The organism is Curvibacter sp. GW821-FHT09D12 (genome assembly GCF_059416245.1).
The window spans coordinates 1-18,764 of sequence record NZ_JBWKOU010000031.1; the positions used below are offsets into that span (position 1 = coordinate 1).

At 60.0% G+C, this 18,764-nt stretch carries 16 protein-coding genes and 1 pseudogene; 14 read left to right on the plus strand and 3 right to left on the minus strand.

Features of this window, described 5'->3' with window-relative positions; genetic code table 11:
* The 8 genes and pseudogenes from AC07PT_RS27665 to AC07PT_RS27700 form a co-directional block, all read left to right on the plus strand.
* A pseudogene (locus tag AC07PT_RS27665) lies at positions 1–915 on the plus strand (IS3 family transposase); the annotation flags it as partial.
* Positions 916–1,242: 327 nt separating this feature from the next.
* Entirely contained in the window at positions 1,243–2,427 is a 1,185-nt protein-coding gene (locus AC07PT_RS27670) for an acetyl-CoA C-acyltransferase family protein (RefSeq protein WP_492349357.1), read from the plus strand.
* A 95-nt stretch (positions 2,428–2,522) separates the two neighbouring features.
* Positions 2,523–4,028 carry a CoA-acylating methylmalonate-semialdehyde dehydrogenase gene (locus AC07PT_RS27675; RefSeq protein ID WP_494658840.1) on the plus strand — a complete coding sequence of 502 codons (1,506 nt, stop codon included), beginning with the start codon at positions 2,523–2,525 and terminating at the stop codon, positions 4,026–4,028.
* 75 nt (positions 4,029–4,103) lie between these two features.
* Positions 4,104–5,270 carry an acyl-CoA dehydrogenase family protein gene (locus tag AC07PT_RS27680; protein ID WP_494658841.1) on the plus strand — a complete coding sequence of 389 codons (1,167 nt, stop codon included), beginning with the start codon at positions 4,104–4,106 and terminating at the stop codon, positions 5,268–5,270.
* A 51-nt stretch (positions 5,271–5,321) separates the two neighbouring features.
* Positions 5,322–6,218, plus strand: a complete 897-nt coding sequence (mmsB, locus tag AC07PT_RS27685) for a 3-hydroxyisobutyrate dehydrogenase (RefSeq protein ID WP_492349360.1) — start codon at positions 5,322–5,324, stop codon at positions 6,216–6,218.
* 43 nt (positions 6,219–6,261) lie between these two features.
* Positions 6,262–7,044: an enoyl-CoA hydratase gene (locus tag AC07PT_RS27690; protein WP_492349451.1), complete on the plus strand. Its 783-nt coding sequence runs from the start codon at positions 6,262–6,264 to the stop codon at positions 7,042–7,044.
* On the plus strand, positions 7,041–8,141 hold the full coding sequence (locus AC07PT_RS27695; protein ID WP_494658842.1) for an enoyl-CoA hydratase/isomerase family protein: 1,101 nt from the start codon (positions 7,041–7,043) through the stop codon (positions 8,139–8,141). The genes AC07PT_RS27690 and AC07PT_RS27695 overlap by 4 nt, the downstream gene beginning before the upstream one ends.
* Positions 8,142–8,423: 282 nt before the next feature.
* The gene (locus AC07PT_RS27700) at positions 8,424–8,873 is read left to right on the plus strand and encodes a hypothetical protein (RefSeq protein WP_492349362.1); all 450 of its coding nucleotides are present in this window, start codon (positions 8,424–8,426) and stop codon (positions 8,871–8,873) included.
* Between the two features lie 350 nt (positions 8,874–9,223).
* Here the strand turns inward: AC07PT_RS27700 and AC07PT_RS27705 are convergent, their stop codons facing one another.
* Positions 9,224–10,132 carry a LysR family transcriptional regulator gene (locus AC07PT_RS27705; RefSeq protein WP_492349363.1) on the minus strand — a complete coding sequence of 303 codons (909 nt, stop codon included), beginning with the start codon at positions 10,130–10,132 and terminating at the stop codon, positions 9,224–9,226.
* A gap of 114 nt (positions 10,133–10,246) precedes the next feature.
* On the opposite strand from AC07PT_RS27705, the gene AC07PT_RS27710 reads away from it, so the two are divergent.
* Positions 10,247–11,440, plus strand: a complete 1,194-nt coding sequence (locus tag AC07PT_RS27710) for an amidohydrolase (protein WP_492349364.1) — start codon at positions 10,247–10,249, stop codon at positions 11,438–11,440.
* A gap of 34 nt (positions 11,441–11,474) precedes the next feature.
* On the plus strand, positions 11,475–12,794 hold the full coding sequence (locus tag AC07PT_RS27715; protein WP_492349365.1) for an MFS transporter: 1,320 nt from the start codon (positions 11,475–11,477) through the stop codon (positions 12,792–12,794).
* Positions 12,795–13,102: 308 nt separating this feature from the next.
* Here AC07PT_RS27715 and AC07PT_RS27720 read toward each other — a convergent pair whose 3' ends face one another.
* On the minus strand, positions 13,103–13,549 hold the full coding sequence (locus AC07PT_RS27720; protein WP_492349366.1) for a hypothetical protein: 447 nt from the start codon (positions 13,547–13,549) through the stop codon (positions 13,103–13,105).
* Positions 13,550–13,811: 262 nt separating this feature from the next.
* Between AC07PT_RS27720 and AC07PT_RS27725 the strand changes: the two genes are divergently transcribed.
* The 4 genes from AC07PT_RS27725 to AC07PT_RS27740 all read left to right on the plus strand — a co-directional run bounded on the left by AC07PT_RS27725 (position 13,812) and on the right by AC07PT_RS27740 (position 18,129).
* The gene (locus tag AC07PT_RS27725; protein ID WP_492349367.1) at positions 13,812–14,669 is read left to right on the plus strand and encodes a 3-hydroxybutyryl-CoA dehydrogenase; all 858 of its coding nucleotides are present in this window, start codon (positions 13,812–13,814) and stop codon (positions 14,667–14,669) included.
* 71 nt (positions 14,670–14,740) lie between these two features.
* Entirely contained in the window at positions 14,741–15,925 is a 1,185-nt protein-coding gene (locus AC07PT_RS27730; RefSeq protein ID WP_492349368.1) for a pyridoxal phosphate-dependent aminotransferase, read from the plus strand.
* Between the two features lie 534 nt (positions 15,926–16,459).
* Positions 16,460–17,422, plus strand: a complete 963-nt coding sequence (locus tag AC07PT_RS27735; RefSeq protein WP_492349369.1) for a hypothetical protein — start codon at positions 16,460–16,462, stop codon at positions 17,420–17,422.
* Entirely contained in the window at positions 17,419–18,129 is a 711-nt protein-coding gene (locus tag AC07PT_RS27740) for a Crp/Fnr family transcriptional regulator (protein ID WP_492349370.1), read from the plus strand. Before AC07PT_RS27735 ends, AC07PT_RS27740 begins: the two co-directional genes overlap by 4 nt.
* Positions 18,130–18,249: 120 nt before the next feature.
* Here the strand turns inward: AC07PT_RS27740 and AC07PT_RS27745 are convergent, their stop codons facing one another.
* Positions 18,250–18,726, minus strand: coding sequence for an Lrp/AsnC family transcriptional regulator (locus tag AC07PT_RS27745; protein ID WP_492349371.1), 477 nt, complete (start codon positions 18,724–18,726; stop codon positions 18,250–18,252).
* Between the last annotated feature and the right edge of the window lie 38 nt (positions 18,727–18,764).

An 18,764-nucleotide genomic window follows, 5' to 3' on the forward strand; every position in this document is an offset into this window, starting at 1 on the left:
CCTGGACATGCATGCGCTCAAGAGCGTTCTGGGGGTAAAGCGCTAGCCCCGCAGGCCAAGCGCGAAGCGGTTGGGCTCATGGTGAGCGATCACCATTTGTCCGAGCGTCGCGCATGTCGGCTTGTGGGGCTCTCCCGCGACAGCTACCGCAACCCACCGCAGGCCGATCAGGCCACGTTGGAACTACACGAGAAGATCGTGGAGATCGCCCATGTGCGTCGCCGCTTTGGATACCGGCGCATTCACGACCTGTTGCGCCCAGAGTTTCCGGGTGTCAATCACAAGCGGGTATACCGTCTTTACCGACAGGCCAACCTGGCTGTGCGCAAGCGCAAGAAAGGCAAACGGCCTATCAACGAGCGGGTGCCTCTGCAGTTGGCCCGCACGGTCAACGAGGTGTGGAGCATGGATTTTGTCAGTGACAGCCTTGCATGTGGACGGCGCTTGAAGTACCTCACTGTGGCCGATGACTTCACCCACGAGAGCGTAGACATCGCTGTGGACTTCGGCATTTCAGGGCAGTACGTGACGCGGGTGTTGGAGCGCGCTGCGCTGTTTCGCGGGTATCCGAAGGCAGTGCGCACGGACAACGGCCCGGAGTTCACCAGCAGAGCATTCATGGCCTGGGCCCAGACCCACGGCGTTCGCCACATTCTGATTCAGCCAGGCCGCCCAATGCAGAACGGCTACATCGAAAGCTTCAATGGCAAGTTCCGCGACGAGCACCTCAACGAGAGCTGGTTTGAGACCTTGCACCAGGCCAGAACATCAGTGGCCATCTGGCGCACGGACTACAACGAAGTCAGACCGCACAGCAGCCTGGGCCGCATACCACCGGCTCGTTTTGCCGAGCTGCATCGCCAGCGCGCTGGCGATGCAGCTCAACAAACTTCAACTCAAAAACAAATCGATTAACCTCAAAGATCCCGAAGTTCGTGATGCGGGAGAGGATGAAGGAAGAACTTCGTCTCAATGACGCAGCCTCTGCGTGAGCCGCGACTGAGATCCCTCTCAATCAGAGCGCTTCGGAAGAGCGAGAGGCCTCTTGTTCTTGCCGGACACCAAGAACAGATACGCGGCGCGCATCCGTCGTGTTTTTTTGGTTGGCGGCATTCGCATAGAAATAGTCAATTTAGCCAATGTTCTGCAGGACCTGAAGTTTCTAAAGTACTTGCAATCGGGTGCCAGGCCGTTGCTGGGCATCCACGCAATCTGATCATTTCAGCTTCTGACAGGCCCCCTATGAATCCTCGCGAAATCTTTGTTGTCGCCACCGCTCGTACAGCCATCGGCACCTTTGGCGGTGCGTTGAAGGATGTGCCAAACACCAAGCTGGCAACCACCGCGGTCAAGGCCGCATTGGAACGCAGCGGCGTTGCGCCAGACGCCATTGGACATGTCGTAATCGGGAATGTGATCCCCACCGATCCGAAGGATGCGTACCTAAGTCGCGTCGCCGCCATCGATGCGGGGATACCGATTGAGACCCCAGCATACAACGTCAATCGTCTGTGCGGCTCTGGGCTTCAGGCCATTGTTTCGGCTGCGCAGGCCATTGCCCAGGGCGACTGTGAGATCGCTATCGGAGGGGGCGCGGAGTCGATGAGCCGCGGGCCATACATTGATACTTCGGCGCGCTACGGTGCCCGCATGGGCGATGCAACGCTGGTTGACTACATGCTCGGAATCCTGCATGACCCCTGGGAAAAGATCCACATGGGCATCACCGCGGAGAATGTAGCGGAGCGCTTCAAGATCTCGCGCAGGCAGCAGGATGAACTGGCTGTTCTCAGCCAGAAGCGCGCGGCCGCTGCCATCGCTGCGGGTCGATTCAAGGAACAGATCGTTCCGGTGGAAATAAAGACCCGAAAGGGAGTTGTGCTGTTCGACACCGACGAGCACGTGCGCGGCGACACCACGGTTGAGTCCCTCGCCGCAATGAAGCCCGCCTTCAAGAAGGACGGGTTGGTCACAGCCGGAAACTCCTCCGGGATCAACGATGGCGCGGCTGCCGTAGTGTTGGCGGAGGGGAATCGCTTGAATGCGCTGGGCCTCAAGCCGTTGGCTCGCTTGGTGGGCTATGCGCATGCGGGTGTGGAGCCTGCCTATATGGGTATCGGCCCAATTCCGGCTACGCGCAGGGTGCTGGCGCGCACGGGCCTGAAAGTCCAGGACCTCGATGTGATCGAGTCGAACGAGGCATTTGCGGCACAGGCTTGTGCGGTTATTCAGGAGCTTGGCTTCGATCCGGACAAGGTGAATCCGAATGGATCCGGTATCTCGCTGGGGCACCCAGTCGGCGCGACGGGCGCAATCATTACGACGAAGGCAATCGCTGAATTGCACCGCATTGGTGGACGTTATGCGCTGGTGACGCTGTGCATAGGTGGAGGCCAGGGCATTGCCGCCATCTTCGAACGTGTCTGATTGAGTATAGCTCTCGCCTGCCACGTCCTATTACGGTGAGAGCTCTGTGAATTTCAGGTGTCGAGTTCGATGCCGCATCATGTAAAGGAAGCCCCGTGTCTAGTCCAATCCCCACCGCCAAGCTGCTGATCGGCGGCCAGTTTTTCGAGTCCAAGACCACCGAGTGGCGCGACGTGGTCAACCCTTCCACACAAGAGGTATTGGCCCGCGTGCCATTTGCTACGGCTGACGAAATCAACGCCGCTGTGGCCTCTGCGAAAGAGGCGTTCAAGACATGGAAGAAGACGCCTATCGGCACGCGCGCGCGCATCTTCCTCAAGTACCAGCAGCTTATTCGCGCAAACATGGCCGAGCTGGCCGCCATCCTCACGGCCGAACAAGGCAAGACTCTGCCGGACGCCGAAGGCGACGTGTTCCGCGGCCTCGAAGTGGTCGAGCATGCCGCCAGCATCGGCAACCTGCAGCTCGGTGAGCTGGCCAACAACGTGGCCGGTGGCGTGGACACCTATACCTTGCTTCAGCCACTGGGCGTGTGCGCAGGCATCACCCCCTTCAACTTCCCCGCCATGATCCCGCTGTGGATGTTCCCCATGGCCATCGCAACGGGCAACACCTTCGTGCTCAAGCCCTCCGAGCAAGACCCCATGGTGACCATGCGCCTGGTGGAGCTGGCGCTCGAAGCAGGCATTCCACCCGGGGTGCTCAACGTGATCCACGGCGGTGAAATGGCCGTGAACGCGATCTGCGACCATAAGGACATCAAGGCCGTTTCGTTTGTGGGCTCCACCAAGGTAGGCACCCATGTGTACAACCGCGCCACCCTGGCAGGCAAGCGCGCGCAATGCATGATGGGCGCCAAGAACCACGCCATCATCCTGCCTGACGCGAACAAGGAGCAGTCGCTCAACGCGATTGCCGGCGCAGCATTCGGCGCCGCCGGCCAACGCTGCATGGCGCTGCCCGTGGTGGTGCTGGTGGGCGAGGCGCAACAATGGATTCCCGATCTCGTGGCCAAGGCCAAGACGCTCAAGATCAACGGTGGCACCGAAAAGGGCACCGATGTGGGCCCGCTGGTGTCCTGCGCAGCCCTAGACCGCGTGGAAAGCCTGATCGCTCGCGGCATTGCCGACGGCGCCACACTGGAACTGGATGGTCGCAAGCCCGCGGTGCCCGGCTACGAAAAGGGCAACTTCGTGGGCCCGACCATCTTCTCCAACGTCCAGCCCGGCATGGCCATCTACGACCAGGAAATCTTCGGACCCGTGCTGGCCCTGGTGCCTGCGGCCGACATCGACGAAGCCATCGAGTTCATCAACAGCAACCCCAACGGCAACGGCACGGCCATCTTCACGCAGTCGGGGGCCGCAGCGCGCAAGTTCCAGGAAGAGATCGACGTGGGCCAGGTCGGCATCAACGTGCCAATCCCCGTGCCGGTGCCCATGTTTTCGTTCACGGGTTCGCGCGCCTCCAAGCTCGGCGACCTGGGCCCCTACGGCAAGCAGGTCGTGATGTTCTACACCCAGACCAAGACCGTGACGGCCCGCTGGTTCGACGACAGCAGCACGAACCATGGCGTTAACACCACCATCAGCCTGAAGTAAAGCTACCTGGCCACCAGCACCCAGTTACAAAGGGCTGGCAGTAATCAAGCGGCAAACCCGAGGGGACAGTCGTACATGGACTTTGAACTGACCGAGGAGCAATGCGCCTTCGCCGACACGGCTCGCGCATTTGCCCAAGCCGAGCTGGCACCTCATGCGGCAGAGTGGGATAGCAAGCACGTTTTCCCCCGCGAGGCGATCGCCAAGGCCGGCGGACTGGGTTTCTGCGGCCTGTATGCGCCCGAGAGAATTGGTGGCCTGCAGTTGCCTCGGCTCGACGCCACGCTGGTCTTTGAGGAAATGGCTGCGGTTGACCCTAGCACGACGGCCTTCATCACCATCCACAACATGGCGACCTGGATGCTCGGCACCTGGGGCGCCGACAGGGTGTGCGCCGACTGGGGAGAGGCCTTGACCAGCGGGCAAATGCTCGCCAGCTACTGCCTGACCGAGCCCGGCGCGGGCTCGGACGCCGCCTCGCTCAAGACCCGGGCCGAGCTTTCCGATAGCGAATACGTGATCAACGGCGCCAAGGCCTTCATCAGCGGAGCGGGCAGCACCGACGTGCTGGTGCTCATGGCCCGCACGGGCGATGCCAACTCGGGTGCAAGCGGCATCAGCGCTTTTGCAGTGCCTGCCAACGCCGAGGGTGTGAGCTACGGCAAGAAGGAAGAGAAGATGGGCTGGAACAGCCAGCCCACGCGCACCATCAGCTTCGATAACGTGCGCATCCCAGCCGACCACCTGCTGGGGCGCGAAGGCGAAGGCTTCAAGATCGCTATGAAGGGCCTGGACGGCGGGCGCATCAACATCGCCACCTGCTCCGTAGGCGCAGCCCAGGGCGCACTCAACGCCGCGCAGCAATACATGCAGGACCGCAAGCAGTTCGGCAGGCCGATCGCGAGCTTCCAGGCGCTGCAGTTCAAGCTGGCCGACATGGCGACCGAACTCGTGGCCGCGCGCCAGATGGTGCGCTTGGCGGCGAGCAAGCTCGACGCGGGCGACCCCAACGCAAGCACCTACTGCGCCATGGTCAAGCGCTTCGCCACCGACGCGGGCTTCACCGTGGTGAACGATGCGCTGCAACTGCACGGCGGCTACGGCTACATCCGCGAGTACCCGATGGAGCGCCTGCTGCGCGACGCGCGCGTGCACCAGATCCTCGAAGGCACGAACGAGATCATGCGAGTGATCGTCGGCAGGCGCATGCTCGAAAGCGATGCGCCGGACGTGATTCGCTAGGTTCTTGAATCCCCCGTATTGACCCCATTTCAGCGTTCCCAGGAGATACACATGAAAGTCGCCTTCATCGGCCTCGGCAACATGGGCGGCCCCATGGCCGCGAACCTGCACAGAGCGGGCTACACCGTCACAGCGTTCGATCTGAACAAGGACGCATGCGCCAAGGTGCATGCCGATGGCGTGGCTCTATCTGCCAGCGCGCAGGCTGCCGTGCAGGACGCCGAAGCCATCGTGACCATGCTGCCCGCCAGCCACCATGTGGAAGGCCTGTTTCTAGGCAACGGCAGCGGCCCGGGCCTGCTGGCTGCCATCGCCAAGGGTGCGCTGGTGATCGACAGCTCCACCATCGCCACAGCCACAAGCCAGAAGGTGGCCAAGGCCGCCGAGGCTGCGGGCATAGCCTTCATCGATGCGCCCGTCTCGGGCGGCACCGGCGGTGCCATCGCGGGCACCCTCACCTTCATGGTGGGCGGCGGCGATGCCCACCTAGAACGCGCCCGCCCCCTGCTCGAAAAAATGGGCGCCAACATCTTCCACGCCGGCAGCGTGGGCGCGGGTCAGACCGCCAAGATCTGCAACAACATGCTGCTGGGCATCCTGATGGTAGGCACCAGCGAGGCCATCGCCCTGGGCGTGGCCAACGGGCTGGACCCCAAGGTGCTGAGCGAGATCATGCGCCGCAGCTCGGGCGGCAACTGGGCTCTCGAAAAGTACAACCCCTTCCCCGGCGTGCACGAGAACGCCCCGGCAAGCAAGGGCTACGCAGGCGGCTTCGGCACCGACCTGATGCTCAAGGACCTGGGTCTGGCCCAGGAAAACGCCATGACCACCAAGGCCAGCACCCCGCTGGGCGGCCTGGCGCGTGCGATCTATGCGGCGCACAGCATCGCCGGGCATGGCGGGGAAGACTTCTCCAGCGTGATCAAGATGCTGCAAAAGCAAGGCTGACGCGCAGTGCAGGTATAGAGATCGCAAGAAAAAGGACATGAAAATGGCTGACTACCCCGGACTCAAGCTCGAGAAGCGCGACCACATTGCACTGGTCACGCTCGATAACCCTCCCGCCCATACCTGGACGCTGGAAAGCCTCGCGGCGTTGACCAGGCTCGTGGCTGAGCTGAATGCCGACCGCGAGATCTACAGCCTTGTGCTCACCGGCGCGGGGGAGAAGTTCTTTTCTGCAGGTGCAGAACTCAAGCTTTTCGCCGACGGGGACAAAGCGATGGCGCGTGCGATGGCACGCCGCTTCGGCGAGGCGTTTGAGGCGCTCGCGGGTTTTCGGGGGCTGAGCGTGGCGGCCATCAATGGTTTCGCCATCGGCGGTGGGCTGGAATGTGCAATGGCCTGTGATGTGCGCATCGTAGAGGAGCACGCGCAGATGGCACTGCCGGAGGCCGCAGTAGGTCTGCTACCCGCCGCAGGTGGCACACAGTGGCTTTCCTGGCACGTTGGCGAGGCTTGGGCCAAGCGCATGATCCTGTGCGGTGAGCGCATCGATGCCGACACTGCCGTGCGCATTGGACTTGCACAGGAGGTGGTTCCGCGCGGCCAGGCGCTGGATCGCGCGCTGGCGCTGGCTAAGTCCGTAGAGCGGCAGAGCCCGACCAGCATCGCTGCTTGCAAGAAGCTGATCCACGGCGCACGCACCCAGTCGCCCAGCGCGACGCTGGTAGCTGAGCGTGAGGCTTTCGTCGACCTGTTCGACAGCCCAGATCAACGCGAAGGCGTCAACGCCTTCCTCGGCAAGCGCGCGCCGCTGTGGCGCAACACATGAGCGTCCGCTTTGAGGAAATCCCCACCGCGTGCGGGCGGTGCTTCGGCCGCGCCACGCTGAATTCGCCGGGCACCCTGAACGCTCTGTCGCTCGACATGGTCGATCGGTTGGCGCCGCAGCTGATGCAGTGGGCGGGCGATCCACGCGTCGCCCTTGTGGTGCTCGATGCCGAGGGCGACCGCGCCTTCTGTGCCGGCGGCGATCTGCAGCGGCTCTACGCGTCGATGCGCAGCACGCCGCCGGGGGAAGTGCCGCGCGAAGCCGCTTCCTTCTTCGAGCGTGAGTACAGGCTCGACTACCAGATTCACACCTATCCCAAGCCGATCCTGTGCTGGGGGAACGGCATCGTGATGGGCGGGGGCATCGGGCTGCTGGCTGGCGCCTCGCACCGCGTGGCTACCCCGAGCACACGGCTGGCCATGCCAGAGATTTCCATCGGGTTGTATCCGGACGTGGGTGGCAGCTGGTTCCTGCGGCGCGCGCCGGGAAAGATTGGCCTGTTCCTGGCGCTCACGGGCGCGTCGTTCAATGGTACCGATGCGAGATTCGTGGGCCTAGCGGATTTCGTTCTGCCACACGAGCGGCACGGCGAGGTGTTGGCGGCCATTTCCGCCAGTCACTGGCTTGACGAGTGCGAACCAAACGCCGCCCAGCTCAGCCACTTGCTGTACCCGCACGCATTGCCGCAGGGAGAAACGCAGTCGAAGCTGCGCCAGCACTACGACCTGATTGATCTAACCATTGGCCACGACAGCCTGGCCGACATCGCCGGGCGGCTGCAGAGACTGGCCGGGCACGAGGACCCCTGGCTGGCCAAGGGCGCAAAAACCTTCATGAGCGGCTCGCCGACCTCGGCGGCGCTGTCGTTCGCGCTGTGGAGGCGTGTACTGCACCTGTCGATTGCCGACGTCATGCGCCTGGAGTACCACGTGTCGGTGGCCTGTACGCGCCACGGTGACTTCGCCGAGGGAATTCGCGCCCTGATGATCGACAAGGATCGCAACCCGCGATGGAAGCCCGCCACACTGGCCGAGATCACGCCGAGTCACATTCAGTCCTTCATCCAGCTGCCGCACCCGCTGGCTGACCTGGCGTGAGATTCCCGCGTCCACGATGCACCCTCCCAAGAGGCAAGCACCGCCTTCAATGCCTGTTCGACAACTGGACGTGTATCTGGACGGCGCCCACCGCTGAGGCCTCGTTCCCCAATCGACTGGTCTAGGATCTGCACTTCAAAGATCCAGCCTGGACCGCTCCCCCTACGGCCAGCTGCAGCTGCATTGGTACCCGGCGACCGGTCAGACGGCGTAGCAGTTCGATCACCTGAGCGAGGCGTTGCCTCCGCACCATAAGCAGGTGTGGGACTTCTAGAGCGATAAGTGCTCGATGCACTGTCGCCGTCCAATTGCTTTCTGACCAACCCCCAGGAGCTGGCGGAGGCGGTGACCACCCAGGGTCAGAGCGTGTTGACCGGTGTTACCCGTGTGCTGTCCGACATGCAGCGCAACGCGCTGCCGGCTTCCAGCGAAAAGCAGGCGTTCGCCGTGGGTGGCAATCTGGCAACTACCGTCGGTGCGGAGGTGTTCCAGAACGAGATATTCCAGCTCATTCAGTACCAGCCGTTGGCGAGCAAGGTGCGCGTGATGCCGCCCCTGATCGTGCCGCATTGCGTCAACAAGTTCTACGCCTTCGACCTGATCCAGCAGAAGTCCTTCGTCAAGTACCTGCTTGAGCAGGAGCACAACGTTTTCATCATGTCGTGGCGCAGCCCGCGCTCGGGCGCGTCGGGCCAGAGCTGGGACGACTATGTTCTACGGCGGCGTGCATAAGACGGTGTAAGTGGCCAGCGAACTCGCTGGCGCACCGAACCTGAACCTGCTGGCCTGGTGACCCTGCCGCAGACGTTGCCGCGCGCCAATGTTGAATGACCGCTCAACGCCTTCCGCTTGGACTCTCTTCGCGTCTTCGCTCCTACGCGATCATGCGATGTATCGTGGACCTCGGGCTGCGCACCCACGAAGTCAGCCGCCTGACGCTGGATGACATCGACTGGGCTGCCGGCACCTTGCGCACCGCCAAGTGCAAATCACAGCGCGTGGACCTGATGCCCTTGCCACAAGTAATGAGCGATCAACGCCCTCGATGTGTCGCGGGTCTGTCAACGGTGCCGACTCAAGTGCTAGATGTTGGTATTGCTTGGCTCCGTCAAATAGCTGGATACCACATCAATGAAGCGCCTCAGCAGCGACGAGCGATTGTCTGCGCGCCAGACGAGTTCCCAGTGCTGAGTGACGTTCAAGTCAGGAATTTCCATAAACGCCACAGTGTCAGGGGCAATGCGCCTTACGGATTCTGGCAGCACTGTGCATCCCATGCCCGCAGCGACCAGCGTGAGCATTGATGCGGCGTCGACGCCATGGACGGAAGCTTTTGGAATGAAGCCAGCGTAAAAAAAGCAGTGAATCAGCTTGTCGTGCCAGACCGGCGCCACATTGCGAGGTAGCCAGACGAACTCCACCTCGTTGAGGTCTCGCAATGACTCTGGCTTTCCGGCTTCCCACAGCCAGTCCGCCGGATATGCGAGAACCAACTTTTCTGAGAAGACAGGGAGCCCCTCGAACGCGGGGTTGTCCAACGGTCTGTAAAGCAAAAAGCCGGCATCCAGCCGTCCGCTCGCCAGCAAGTTCAACTGGTTATCGGACAGCAGTTGGCGCAGTGTGATCGAGATGCCCGGCACTTGTCGTCGATAGTTTCTGAGTACATCTGCGGTCATTGGTGCGAGGGTCTGTACTACCGGTAGGGCAATGGAGAGGTGCCCGATTTCTCCTCGGCTCGCTCGTTGGGCACGCTCCTTTGCTGCGGCGGTGTCGTCAAGCAGCCTCCTTGCATCCGTTAGTAGTTGCTTGCCTGCGTCGGTCAAGCTAACTCCGCGTGTCGTTCGTTCGAACAAGGCCGCCCCAAGCTCCTCCTCCAGCGCTTGAATTTGTCGCGTCAAAGCTGGCTGCGCAATGTGCACAGCCTTCGCTGCGACACTGATGTTTCCGAGCTCGGCAACTGAGACGAAGTAGCGCAGCTGACGCAGATCCATTGGTATACCTTTTTAGCATGGGGAAGATAGCCAATAGGTATTTTACGGCATGGTGGGCAATGCTTAACATTTTCTTGGATTTTCAACGTCCATCCGTAAAGCTCACCCAAGACCATGTCACAGAATATTTCAGATCAAATTCGCTCTCAAATTTCAGAGTTTCAGGCATTACGACGAAATCTACACGCCCATCCGGAACTCGGATTTAATGAGCACCGAACGAAGAGCATAATTTGCAGCGCTCTTGACGGGCTTTTGATTAAATATCACACTGGGATTGCCAAAACTGGAATCGTCGGTGTAATTCAGGGGCGTGAAACGACAAGCGGACGATCAATCGGTCTGAGAGCGGATATGGATGCATTACCTGTTAATGAAGGCACCCGGCTCCCATATGCATCGATAAACGAAGGTCGAATGCACGCTTGCGGTCACGATGGGCATGTCACCATGCTTTTGGCTGCAGCAGACTATTTGCAAAAAACACGTGACTTCAACGGCACCGTCTATCTCATTTTTCAACCAGGTGAGGAGGGATACAACGGTGGTCTTGAGATGGTGAGGGATGGCTTGTTTGAGAAATTCCCCATCGAGCAGGTATATGCGCTGCATAACTGGCCATCCCTTCCCCTTGGCACGGTGTCCGTGCCAGTTGGCCCCGCAATGGCGGCGGCAGACATTGTCACTATACGAATCCATGGACGGGGCGGACATGGCGGCATCTCACCTCAGCGAACCGTGGATCCTATCCTGATCGCTGGTGCCGTAATCGTCGCGGTTCATTCCATTGTCAGCAGGAATTTGGACCCTCTCGACACTGGGGTCATTAGCTTGTGCGGAATTTCCGGTGGGAGCCCCGGGGCTTTTAACGTGATTCCCGATGAGGTTGTCATTACCGGTACGGCCAGATCGTTGCGTTCTGATGTTCAAAGCGTTATTGAGGCACGCCTTCGAGAAACCGTGGAGAGTATCGCTCGTGGTTTTGGAGGTTATGCTTCCTTGGAGTATCGCAAGGTAGTACCCGCAACCATCAATTCAGAAACAGAGGCCCTTCTTGCGCGAAGGGCCGCAGTAGACGTGGTCGGAATAGATAATGTAATCCAACAACCCGTGCCAAGTCTCGGTGGCGAAGACTTTTCTTTCATGCTGCGTGAGCGCCCAGGGGCATATATCCACTTGGGTACCGGTGATAGTGAGCATTGCCACGGCCTTCACAGCGCACATTTTGACTTCAACGACGAGGCAATACCGATTGGAGGCGCATTGCTTGCTCGCATTGCCGAGTTGAGCCTGCCTTTGGGTAGTTAATAATCAAATAGAAACTATAGAAGGAGAAAACCCTATGAAAATCACGCCAAAGATAACTGCTCCACGGTGGCTGCAACTGACGGCAGCCATTATTGGAAATGCACTTGAGTGGTATGACTTTGCTATTTTTTCATATGTGGCGGTAATCATATCGAAGGTCTTTTTTCCTGCCGCAGGGGAGTACACAGGGCTACTTCTTACGTTGGCAACCTTCGGCGTGGGCTTCCTCACGCGGCCGCTTGGAGGGATTGTCATTGGCGTCTACGCTGATAGGCGAGGCCGCAAATCAGCCCTGCAACTGATCATTGGCATGATGACGGTTTCGCTGCTGTTGGTGGTGTTCACACCGTCCTACAGCTCTATCGGTATAGCCGCACCGCTGTTGATCGTTCTTGCTCGACTGTTACAGGGGCTCGCAGCAGGCGGTGAATTCGCATCCGCCACAGCCTATTTGGTGGAAGCGGCACCGGCTGCGCGTAAGGGCCTCTACGGCGCTTGGCAAATGTTTGGTCAAGGCCTTTCCTTGCTCGCTGGAGCTGTTTCCGGGGTCCTGCTTACGTCGACTTACAGCGAACAGGAACTTCTTGATGGGATGTGGCGCATCCCCTTCGTGATTGGATTGTTGATTGCGCCAGTGGGCTGGTGGATCCGTCGACACTTGGAGGAACCGGAGGAGTCCGTGACAGCACGGGCTAAGGGCGAAAAGATGAGTTTGCGAGCGATCCTCATCAAATATCCGAGAGCGGTTGGCGCGAATCTGGCCCTCACGACCTGCGCCACCTCATCGGTGTACATCTTCATCGTCTACATGCCGACATTCGTTACCCGCCAGTTCCATATTCCGTTGAGTGACGCCTTCATGGCTCAGGCCATCGGGCTCGCGGTCTTTATCGCTACCGTGCTTATTGCAGGTGCATTGTCTGACCGGTATGGCCGCAAGGTCGTAATGCTTGCTTTCTTAGTGCCATATGCCGTGCTCATCTACCCGCTATTTTCATGGGTGCAATCGAGTCCGGTGCTTGCGACTCTGATCGTTGTCTATGCGGCGCTCAGTATCTTTCTCGGCGGCTTTCTCGGGCCCTTTTCGACCGCGCTGGGCGAACAATTTCCGACGATGGCACGCTCTTCTGGATTGGCCATTTGCTACAACCTAGCGGTGATGGTTTTTGGTGGATTTGCTCAATTCATCGTCACTTGGCTCATCCAAACGACTGGGGTGGCGTTGGCGCCAGTGCTGTATTCGTTGGCTGGCAGCGTGGCAGGAGTGATCGGCTGTCTGTTGCTCCTCCCGGCGGAAAAACTCAGACAGAGAGGGGGTGCGAGCAGGGTAACCAAGGCGGCCATACGGTACTGAGTGACTACACCCGCAGTTGGCCGCTGGGACACATATGTCTCGGTCGGCCGCGTAGACCAAATAGGCATTCACGCCTTCTTCCTGGTTGACCACAGAAGGCCGTCAACATCCGGGCCTGAGAAAAATTCCCTAACACCTTACGGGAGTGGGCGTGACACCACGCATGTTAGTGCCTACGTCCATCTGGCCGGTCGATCCAAGCAGCACGCGCACCCGGCCCTCGCGTACAGCCTTGAACGGCGTGGCTTTCTGGACGTCCGTCTCGGCGTCGCGAACGAACGCGATCTTCCGCTCGGGTATGCCCGCGTTCATGACGCGGTGCCGCATCCTGATAGATGCTGAAGGCCTTGCCGCACTTGGGGCTCGACAGGTCGCAGAACGTCAACTGCGCGCAGCGGAAGTCCATCATGCGTTGCCAAATCGTCAGCACCTCGCGGATACATGCTGCCATCTTGCCGTCCTAGTTGAACTGGGCGCTCGGCGCGACCAGCCGGAAGTCCAGCGCGGCCTTCGTTTGTGACTGCGAGCATGTTGCCATCGGTCGGACCGACATGTCCGTTGCGGATGGCTTCGGCGCGTTCCACCAGCGTCGGCACATAGGCTTTGTGCGTCGGGCTGACCGGGCAGGTCACCGTGCGCGGCTTGGGCATTGGCAGGTTCAGCATCGCGGCAATTTGAATGTCTGCGATCTGCCGAAGATGGCCATCAGCTCGGGCACGTTGATGAATGGGTGAACCAGAGATTCCGTTGTGCATGCGATTACCGCTGCTGTCCGACGCGCGTTCCCAACTGGCACTCTATTGATAGTCGAATATGGCACAGAATATGTCAGATTTGCCAATCGATGACGAATCAAAAAGAAGGGAGACTGGTCACATCTCTCGTTCTCGCCGATGTGTTTCGACGAATACACGGGGGCTTGCCGTTATAGCGTGCTCGATGAATCAATGAAGGATCGCGGGCGCATTTTCTTTGTACCACTCTTGGGTGGGCGCGAATGCCTTTCCACTATCCATCATGAACACTCAGCACATTGGCGTGATCGGCGCCGGAACCATGGGCAACGGCATTGCACAAGTGTGCGCACTTGCCGGACTCGACGTCGCGATGCTCGACGTCTCCGAAGAGGCGCTCGGGCGCGGTATCTCGACCATCACGGCCAGCCTGGACCGGATGGTGAAGAAAGAAAAGTTACACGCGGAGGACAAGGATCTGGCGCTTGCCAGGATCCGTCCGACGCTCTCCTACCAGGATCTGCGTGGTGCCGGCCTGGTGGTAGAGGCGGCGACCGAGAGGCTCGACATCAAGCTGCACATCCTCCGCGACATCGAGGCAGTGGTCAGCGAAGATGCGGTGATCGCGACCAACACCTCCTCAATCTCCATCACACAACTGGCTGCCGTCCTGAATCGCCCGGATCGATGCATCGGCATGCACTTCTTCAATCCGGTTCCCGTAATGGAACTACTGGAGTTGATTCGCGGATTGCAAACATCGGACCTGGCACACGAACGGGCATTGGCCTTTGCACGGGCAATCAGCAAGAGCGCGATCACGGTCAAGAACAGTCCCGGGTTCGTAGTGAACCGCATTCTCTGCCCGATGATCAACGAGGCCATCTACGTCCTGCAGGAAGGGCTCGCTAGTGCCGAGGAGATCGACGTCGGGATGAAGCTCGGCTGCAATCAGCCGATTGGGCCTTTGGCATTGAGCGATCTGATCGGTCTGGACACGATGCTAGCAGTGATGCAAGTATTCCATGAGGGATTTGGCGATCCGAAGTACCGGCCTGCACCCCTGCTCAAGGAGATGGTGGATGCAGGCCGCCTGGGGCGCAAGACTGGCCAGGGCTTCTACACCTACAGCGGTCGTTGACCAATTGGAGGGCTGAGGGCGAAGCACAGCGCCTCGGTCCTTCTCCAGTGCATTTTTATTGAGGCAAAACCATGAGAATTTCTAAGCGCGCTGAGCGCATCGAGCCGTTCTATGTAATGGAGGTAGCCAAAGCCGCTTCGCAGTTGGCTCGTGAGGTAGACCATGGCAACAAGCCAATGGTCTACCTGACCATTGGCGAGCCGGACTTTACTGCCCCTCCTCCAGTGCAGGAGGCCGCCGTGCGCGCCGTGCGGAATGGCACGACGCAGTACACACCGGCCATCGGGCTGGAGCCCTTGCGCGAGCGCATCAGCGACTGGTATAGGCGGCGTTTCGGCGTGAACGTCCCAGTACGCAGGATCGCGGTGACCGCAGGCGCCTCAGCCGCGCTGCAACTCGTCTGCCAGGCCTTGATCGAGGCCGGCGATGAAGTCCTGATGCCCGACCCGAGCTATCCGTGCAACCGGCATTTCGTGATTGCCGCCGAAGGCCAGCCCGTCATGGTGCCCACCACGGCAGCCGATCGGTATCAGCTGAGTGCGGAAAAGGTCAAGGCCCATTGGAGCGAAAAAACGCGTGGCGTGCTGCTCGCCTCGCCGTCCAACCCCACAGGAACATCCATCCATCCGGAAGAACTACGCCGCATCCATGCCTGCGTCCAGGACAAGGGGGGCGTCACTCTGCTCGACGAGATCTACCTCGGGCTGAGTCACGACGACACTTTCGGCCAAACCGGCCTGGCCATAGACGAGAACGTGATCAGCATCAACAGCTTTTCGAAGTACTTCTGCATGACCGGATGGCGCTTGGGCTGGGTGGTGGCGCCAGAACCTCTGATCCCGGTGATCGAGCGTCTAGCGCAGAACTTCTTCCTTTGCCCCAGTACCGTCGCCCAGCACGCCGCGCTGGCTTGCTTCGAACCCGACAGCATCGCTGAGTACGAGCGCCGCCGCGCGCAGTTCAAGGCGCGCCGCGACTGGTTCATCCCGGAGCTGGAGAAGATCGGGTTCAAGGTTCCGGTGGTGCCTGATGGCGCGTTCTATGCCTGGGCGGATTGCTCGTCGTGGTTCGATGCCTGGGACGTTTCGAACAGCTGGGATTTTGCGTTTGAGGCCATGAAGCGAGCCCGCGTCGCGATCTCGCCCGGCCGCGATTTCGGCACGGCCGAGTCGGCGAGGTTCGTCCGTTTCTCGACGGCCAATTCGATGGAGCAGTTGAAGGAGGCTGCGGCAAGGTTCGCCGCGCTGCGTCCGTGAAGGGGGCGGCAAAGGGAGCAAGGAATGAGTCTCGCAACGGAAATTTGACCGAGTCGCTTCACTTTTATCGTACGAGCAGGACCTCAACGACTGGTGAAGTCGTGCCCCCATACATGTACTTATCGCGACCAGTATCCGGACGAGCCGGTCTAGCCACGGGGCAGCAGTGGGCGCGAGCTACACGTCGAGCGGTTGACACAGGGACGGTCAGGCCCAGTTGCCGACCTGTTCAATGCGGTGCAGAAACCGAGCGGAGCCCGGCAGGTGCGATCAGGCAGCGCCAGTTTGCAGGGAGAAGACCATGACTCTACTTCGCAGATGCCTTCTTGAGCTACGAGCTCGACAAGGCGACCATGACTCAAATCACGAACCGGGATGCGTCTCCGGTTCAGAATCGCTTTGCGAAGCGGCACTGATCCACGAGTCCGACGCTGATTCCGTACCCGGTCCAGGTCCGGAATTTTCTACACGCCGTTGGCCAGCATACCGGGCTGCCGCCAGCGCTGAACCCGGCCTAGTAAGGAACTGATTCTCATGCGCCCGCTCCTTGCCACTTTGCTGAATTCCGTTGGCGAGCGTACGCCGTGCCCAGAGTTGGCGCAGTGGCTGCCTATCTGGCGAACGATGCAGGCGGCATCTGCCAATCGTGGCCCGTTCGTTGCGAGCCTTGTCGCTGCGCTTAAGGCAGATCGGCTTGCCTGGGCGTTCTTCAGTGGATACCAGGGGGCGCTGCAATCGGCCTTTCCCGATTCGATTGACGACGGGCGCGTCGGCGCGCTCTGTGTCCACGAGGCTGGCCGGAAGATGACCGAGGTCACGACGAGCCTAGAGTTTTGCGATCGTATCCTGCGCTTGCATGGGAAGAAGTCATGGGCCTTGACGAGCATCGAAGAGCTGACCCTGCTAGTGCTTGCCAGGCGCAGCAATGGCCCTCAGAAGGGGGCGGGCAGTCTCGTGATGGTGCGCCTTCCATCAAGTGCCGTCGGTGTCGGCCGGGGGCATTCGCGCCCGCAGGCCATGGTGCCCGAGCTTGCTCACTCAGAAGTCCGTTTCGATGCGGTTTGCTTGACGCCTGAGCAGTTGATAGGTGGCGACGGGTATGCCGAGCATGCCAAGCCATTCCGAGTACTTGAGGATATCTTCGTTACGGGATGCACCTTGGCGTATCTGTTTGCAGAGGCGCAGTCCGGAGGTTGGCCGACGACATGGTGTCAGCGCTGCATTGCAGCTATTGCGATGCTTCACGTATGTGCTGAGCTGGACCCTCGCGACACGCATGCGCATATCTTGGTGGCGGGATCCCTGTCCTTCGCGGGTGACGTGATTCGGGAGAGCGAAAACCATTGGCAGGCTGCGCAGTCGATCGCCCACAACCGGTGGCTGCGCGACAGGCAGATTCTTTCTCTGGGCAAGGAGGCGAGGCGTCTGCGAGCCATCGGGTCTTGGGCGCGCACTCGGCGGGAGACTGTCGGCACAACCCGGGAGCAAGGAGCATGAACATGGGAACTGCGGGTCACCCAGCGGAGACATCGCTGCATTCCTTCGTGGAGCGATGGCCGTGGTATCACGCACTGACTCCCGAACTACGTTCGCTGGTTACGCAGACGGCGTTCGAACGCGTGGCCGGTGCGGGGGAGTACGTCGCCCGAGCGGGAACTCCTTGCACGGAGTGGTATGGACTCATGCAAGGCTTCCTGCAGATGTACGTGATCGGCACCCGCGGGTCTGAGACCACGCTGTACTGCTTGAGAGAAGGCGAGTGGGGGGGTGAAGGCTCCCTACTAAAAGGAGAGCCCCGCCGGTATGACCTGCGTGCCCTTACCCCTGTCAGACTGTGCACGATTCCCTTCAAGACCTTCGAGCAATTGCGTAACACGTCAATCGAGTTCAATCAATTTCTTTGCGAGATCATGAATGCCCGGATGGGCATTTTTGTCGGCATGCTGGAGGCCTCCAGACTTCTCGGGCCGGAGATGCGTGTGGCGAGATCACTCATGATGCTCGCCGATGGTCAAGCTAGCGATGCGCAAGAGATTTCGATTTCGCAGCATCAGTTGGCCTTGATGTGCGGGCTGTCGCGCCAGCGAGTCAACATGGCGCTCAACACGCTGAAGCAGTCAGGATTGGTCCGCTGCGAGCGTCGATGGGGTTTCGTCAGTGTCCACGTACCACGTTTACGCAATTATGTAACCCTGCCGAATTGAACGGGTGTCGCTCCGTAGGAGAGCGTCGCCACATCCGCTGGCGTATTGCTCACCGGCTACCAGAAGGGTGTTGGGCGGCTCTCTGCAATCGACCCGCTGTCCGTGGCAGTGAAATCCTGTTCAAAGTGGGAGTTGAGACGTCAGCTTGATCTTTTGCATGGGGATCTCGGTCTTGACACTTTGAACTCCTTTTATGCGCGTCAGATACTCACCCTGGAAGCGTCTGTAGGCGTCGAGGTCAGCGGCAACAACGCGAAGCAAGAAGTCACAGTCACCCGCCATGAGATGGCATTCAACGATCTCAGGGAACCGCTGAACCTCAGCCGTAAATCCATCGATGGTTCGCGCATCCTGGCTTGTTAGCCAGATGCGGACAAAGACAGTCAATCCGATGCCAAGTTTTGACGGGTTCAACAGAGCGACATACCGCTCGATGGCGCCGCACTCCTCCAGGAGCTTGACTCGACGTAAGCACGGAGACGGCGACAGCCCTACCTTCTCCGCTAGATCCACGTTTTGAATGCGCCCATCTTCTTGAAGAGCCTGGAGTATTCGGCGGTCAATCGCATCTAGATCTTTGACGATATTGTTCTGCATGGCATTGGATTCTGTGTTTTATAAATAAGTAGATACCT